This window comes from Vibrio ichthyoenteri ATCC 700023 (assembly GCF_000222605.1).
Classification (GTDB): Bacteria; Pseudomonadota; Gammaproteobacteria; order Enterobacterales; family Vibrionaceae; genus Vibrio; species Vibrio ichthyoenteri.
On the sequence record NZ_AFWF01000249.1, the window covers coordinates 1 to 3,950 of the forward strand.

A 3,950-nucleotide genomic window follows, 5' to 3' on the forward strand; every position below is an offset into this window, starting at 1 on the left:
TTCTAATTGTGGCGGCAATGGCGATATTCTTTAGATCGAGGTAATCGGTCGCACTGATATCAAGTGCGCCCGTTACTTTCAAACTCTGATGCACCGGCAATAAACCAATAAAGAGATACTCAGTTGCTAAGTGTTGATAAATAGCCTGTACCAATACGCCTTCATCAGCAAATGGGTATTTCACCAATTCTTGATGCAACCAGGTCGCACTCTGACAAGAAAAATCATGAAAGGAAACTTCACCACGGCGATGCGCCTGCAGCGCAACCTCGACAGGGCTTTCTACTTTAAAAAAACCATAACCTTTACCTGGTTTATTCACAAAGTGCTGATGCAACTGCTCTGTCAATCCTTCAGAATGAGGGTCGTTATCTAATGGCGTAGGGCGAAGCTGGAGGTGCAGTTCGCCATCGTCTTGTTTAACTAATTGATGCAAACTAAGGTGAGAAAGGGTAATGGCCATAAAGATCTCTTTTTAATTAATGAAGAACTCGATTCGAAAGTAACTGCAACATTTCAATCGGCACTTCTATACGAACTAATTCATTTTCCGCATGAGCTTCGTCAAGCATTTGTATGCAAAACGAAACGGAATCAACCGGTTCAATCAAAGCCGTAGGTAGCCCCACTCCCGCTTTGTCTTTTAAGTACCGGCTAGGAAATATACCAATAACGGTAAAGTGGCCGTGGTAACCATTATCCGCAGCTTCTGGCCAAATAACATCATCACCTGGTTGCATTATTCGTCACCTTCTTCTGACTTAACCTCTTTCATACGCTCTCGATGCGCACACAATCGATCAATGATGTAGTAAGCAGTAACACCAATCACAATTACGACAAATACGTCCATCTTCACTATCCTCTAAGCAGTTCCGCATTGCTTGGTTCTAAAGGCAAAAGTTCTTCTTTAACACCAATCATGATCTTTTCAGACGCCCACCCTCTTGCATCCAGAACTTGACTGTTACCAGCCTCATCCCGAAACGAAACAAAAAAGTTCCCCTTCTCATTACGTTCAGAGCACCAATCAACATATAGATATCTCGTTTCACTATTTGGAAGCCCAGCTCTTGTTCCGCAATAACGACCTGGTTTAGGTAATTCAATATCGAAATATGACATTGACTCAGCTTGAGACATTCGAGTCATGATTGAAAGCACTGCTTTTGTAAACAAAGCATTAAGAGGATGGGGTTTCACTCGTTGAGGCAAACGACCTCTTATTTTTTTCGTTCGATTACGCAATTTATTATGGTTCGACATCTCTATTCCTCTCACTAAAGCCAGATTAACGCAAACCAAAATGACGAACGGCATAAGCCGTTGGCATAATCATTTCACCATCCTCTATGGCTTGCATTTCTTTTGCATACTCCAACGCATCACGACGTCGTTTCAGCGCACGTAATTGCTCGACATTGGCTTCCTGGTGTTTGACCTTGGGTCTAAGAGCCATCACACCGTCAACCGCTTTATGAATTTCGTGATCTTGCATCATCTACGCAGCCTCCTGATCATCGAGCGTATAGAGAGACATGTGATTTAAGGCGCCCCACTCCATATCACTCAGTGTGGCGTTCCAATAATCATCGTTTGCATCAAAAGATTTGGTTATCACCTGATAGCGACCAAAGTCACGCTGACGCACCTCATCAACAATCAGGCGATGGCCATTGACCAAAGAAACATAGACGCCTAACTCTGGAGGGGTCAACGCAAATTCATGATAAACAAAATCTTCTGTTTTCCCCTTAACAGAGCAAGGGGATTTGCGTTGACGCGCACGCTTAAATGCCTTCTTTTCTTGGCGCTGTTGCCGGTTCATATTGCCTCCTGATTTTGCGCCTATATTGGTCATTATTTTACCATATCACAGAGTAATAATTAATCATTTTGTACTGTAAAAACAATAAGATAATTAAATATCTCGCTATCAAACAACACCATATAACACAAGTCCTATTCATGGAGGAGCTGTGCGACGACATAAAGAATGAGCAACGCGAAAATAGCGCGTATCGAACTATCGTAAACGATAAACACACCACCGATATCATGGCCTAGATTTTGCCTTTCCCCTTGCTAGGATGCGCGAGCGTAGCGAGTAAGACGGTGCGATAAAACTAACGCGATCTCTTAGTTTATCGCTTTGCTGTCAGAGTGGCGTTTGAGCCCCTAAAAATCAGATATTTTTCGTTGTTTTTTCGAAGAAGTTTTTTGATTTTTAGGGGAAGTACCTTTGAGCGAAGCGATAACTTCTTTTAAATATTCATTTTTATATTTATTTAAATACTAGTTTAACTACGTAGTACTCATAAGCGCAGCGCCCTATAAGTACCCACTCAAGCAAGCCATCATAAGATCCATTTATTGCACTACCTTTTCTGTGAATAACATAGTTAACCGTAATTTCTTAGGCTAAAAGGAAAGATGGCCAAGATCGAGCGTATAAATAGAGGGGGCAAAATAAAACAACTGGCTATTTTTTAACCTAAATTGAACAACAGACGTGACAATGCCTCCGCCGTTAAGCGGATAAAAACAACACTCTAGTGAGACGGGTTAGCAAATTGGGATGGTTGGTATGCGGTAAACAGTGATGTTACTGTATCGGCGTAATCATTAAAACGTGACGCATTGAAGATTTTTTGCATACCAGAGGCAATAGTACGGAAGTTAAGCCACTCAAAACGTAGCCCCTTCTTTTCCAGGCGCTTGCGAGAAGCAATGATAAGCGCACTGATTTCTTTATAGCGTACCACTTTAAGATCTTGAAAGAAGGTCTCTGAGAACTGCTTGTAAGCCGCAGCGCTGCGTACAGTGCCTTCTGCGTCATCCATGCAGACATTGATGCGTTCTGAGTGAAAATACCCAGCACGTTTAAGGTATTTCATTACTTTTGCGAATGACTTTGGTGAGATGTACTCCCCCCAACGCAAGACATAATCTTCTTGCAGTTGGTCATAGCTTATCGTTTTTAACCCTGCAAGGGTTGGTTGGCCAATACGACCGCCAATTAAATCCGTGTTTGGTAAGACACACGCTAAGGTTTTTGATATGAGAGTTCGACACTGGATGTTATGCACAGCGTCCCCACCCCAAGCAAATAGCGCGGGGAATCGTTGAGGATTATCGATGAACTCTTCACACGCCTTTAAGATAAAAGCATACTCATGAGGCAGCTTGACCACTTCACCACTACGCAATAAACGGCGACAACTAAAGCCGATAGTAAAATTTTTATTTGTCTTTTGTTGAAGCGCAATAACTTCATCATAAAGGGCAATAAGAGTGAACTTACGATCTTTGCGTTTCGCTCGATAAATTTTATCGTATTCAGCTTTAGTTGAAAAAAGATGTTCCTCTTCTCTCAACTCAACCGCCCTAACTGACGACATGCTGTTCATTTCCATGATGATCGACTCTCACTCTATCGTAAAAATTACGATGCACGCTTAATCACTGGCGCAAATTCCGCGCGCTCAAGCCCTTCCAGAACCTCAAACGGTACTGGCCCAAATTCTTCCATCGCTTTTTGTGCTTTCGCGGTGTTTTGCAACATATCACTGCGAGTCAAACCCGAGTGTTTGTGTACCAACACCTGGTGCAGCACACTCTCCATTTTTCGGATGGTTTCAAAACGACGTTTTTCAAACTCAGAGCGCGTTATCTGCGCTTTAAACTGCGCATCTGAAATACGCACCATGTACACATCGAAACTCTCAAGCAGAGCAATCATGCGCCAGCCAAAGCGACTAGAAATACGAAGGGTTTTAACGTGTGGGCGATTGCTCAAACATTCTGAGAATGAAAGGCGAGCAGTCATCATTGACGGTAACGTCGAAAGTTGTTCATTAAAGAAGGTAAACGCTTCATTCATGACACGCTCAAGCTCGAGTAACGCGAAATCTGCATACGGATCATCATAACGAGCCGCATGTTCAAGC

The 3,950-nt window shown here is 42.7% G+C and carries 7 protein-coding genes; all 7 read right to left on the bottom strand.

The window, feature by feature from the left end:
* The coding region (locus RH85_RS16900) for a nucleoid-associated protein (protein ID WP_006713920.1) at positions 1–463 on the bottom strand (463 nt) is incomplete at its 3' end.
* A 16-nt stretch (positions 464–479) separates the two neighbouring features.
* Positions 480–740 (bottom strand): hypothetical protein, encoded by a 261-nt coding sequence (locus tag RH85_RS16905; RefSeq protein WP_006713921.1) that lies wholly within the window; start codon positions 738–740, stop codon positions 480–482.
* Between the two features lie 118 nt (positions 741–858).
* Positions 859–1,266: a hypothetical protein gene (locus RH85_RS16910; RefSeq protein ID WP_006713923.1), complete on the bottom strand. Its 408-nt coding sequence runs from the start codon at positions 1,264–1,266 to the stop codon at positions 859–861.
* 25 nt (positions 1,267–1,291) lie between these two features.
* Positions 1,292–1,501 (bottom strand): hypothetical protein, encoded by a 210-nt coding sequence (locus RH85_RS16915; protein ID WP_006713924.1) that lies wholly within the window; start codon positions 1,499–1,501, stop codon positions 1,292–1,294.
* The gene (locus RH85_RS16920) at positions 1,502–1,828 is read right to left on the bottom strand and encodes a hypothetical protein (protein WP_006713925.1); all 327 of its coding nucleotides are present in this window, start codon (positions 1,826–1,828) and stop codon (positions 1,502–1,504) included.
* A 724-nt stretch (positions 1,829–2,552) separates the two neighbouring features.
* On the bottom strand, positions 2,553–3,401 hold the full coding sequence (locus RH85_RS16925; protein ID WP_006713926.1) for a hypothetical protein: 849 nt from the start codon (positions 3,399–3,401) through the stop codon (positions 2,553–2,555).
* A 44-nt stretch (positions 3,402–3,445) separates the two neighbouring features.
* Positions 3,446–3,950 (bottom strand): PFL_4669 family integrating conjugative element protein (locus RH85_RS16930; protein ID WP_006712410.1); only part of this gene is annotated, 505 nt, incomplete at its 5' end.